Origin of the sequence: Streptococcus suis (assembly GCF_002960425.1) — a bacterium.
GTDB classification, from domain to species: Bacteria; Bacillota; Bacilli; order Lactobacillales; family Streptococcaceae; genus Streptococcus; species Streptococcus suis_S.
The window spans coordinates 1-1,083 of sequence record NZ_POIZ01000062.1 but is presented as its reverse complement, the minus strand read 5'-3'; the positions used below and the strand labels follow the sequence as shown (position 1 = coordinate 1,083).

2 protein-coding genes and 1 pseudogene are annotated in these 1,083 nt (G+C 45.9%); 2 read left to right on the top strand and 1 reads right to left on the bottom strand.

The window, feature by feature from the left end; all coding sequences use genetic code 11:
- Nucleotides 1-208: pseudogene (locus tag C1G57_RS08725) on the top strand (transposase); the annotation flags it as partial.
- A 183-nt stretch (nt 209-391) separates the two neighbouring features.
- Here C1G57_RS08725 and C1G57_RS11685 read toward each other — a convergent pair.
- Nucleotides 392-526, bottom strand: coding sequence for an LPXTG cell wall anchor domain-containing protein (locus C1G57_RS11685; RefSeq protein ID WP_161941139.1), 135 nt, complete (start codon nt 524-526; stop codon nt 392-394).
- 11 nt (nt 527-537) lie between these two features.
- Here C1G57_RS11685 and C1G57_RS11405 point away from each other — a divergent pair, with 11 nt between their 5' ends.
- Nucleotides 538-1,002: a hypothetical protein gene (locus C1G57_RS11405; RefSeq protein ID WP_161941138.1), complete on the top strand. Its 465-nt coding sequence runs from the start codon at nt 538-540 to the stop codon at nt 1,000-1,002.
- The last annotated feature ends 81 nt before the right edge of the window (nt 1,003-1,083 follow it).

The following is a 1,083-nucleotide window of genomic DNA, read 5'->3' as shown; positions in this document are numbered from 1 at the left end:
TTCAAGAACTTAGTCAAAGAGGAATTGACAAGTAAAGAGGGAGCCCGCATTTATGCCAAACGCAAGGTGGATGTCGAACCTGTATTTGGTAGGATGAAGGGTGTTTTTGGCGTGCGCAGAGTCCATGTCAGAGGTCAAAAAGTGGTTGAAACTGAGATAGGATTCCTCCTAATGAGTATGAATCTCACGAAATTGGCTAAGAAATTAGTCCAAGATAATAGAGATAAAAAGAAAAACACAGACAGTACGGCTGGATTTCATCAGAAGCAGCTCAATCTGTCTGTGTATTTTTTAGTTATTGGCTAGTTTTTGCCCAGCCTCTCTAACTCTAGCTTTTCAACAGTCCACTCGGTTGACAATGGGCATCTTTAATACAAATAGTTTCAATGCACTAGTCATTTCTTCTTATTAAAGTTCCAGCCAAAGATAAGCTAGCAACAATAGCGCCCCCACTCATAATCAATATGAATGTTGAGTCTGTTTCACCTGTATTTGGCAATACTGCTACTTTTGTTCCTGGAGCCACCTCTACTTTAAGTGGTCCTGATTGAACTGGAACACTTGGAGTACTCAGTGGGGTTGGAACTACCGATGGAGTTGGAACTACTGGCACAGTTGGAACTACTGGCGCAGTTGGAACTACTGGCACAGTTGGAACTACTGGCGCAGTTGGAACTACCGGTGGAGTTGGAACTACTGGCACAGTTGGAACTACCGGTGGAGTTGGAACTACTGGCGCAGTTGGAACTACCGGTGGAGTTGGAACTACCGGCGCAGTTGGAACTACCGGTGGAGTTGGAACTACTGGTGGAGTTGGAACTACCGGTGGAATTGGAACTACCGGTGGAGTTGGAACTGCTGGTGAAGTTGGAACTGCCGGTGGAGTTGGGACTACTGGTGGGGTTGGGAGATTTGGATCACAACCACAATCTTGACCATCTACACCGTCTTTACCATCTACACCGTCTCTACCGTCTCTACCGTCTTTACCATCACGGATAAAGGTAGTTTCACGACTGCCATCTGGCTTAACGATAGTAATCGTTTGACCTGAATTGCCGTCTTGGTCAGTTCCTGGGGTCA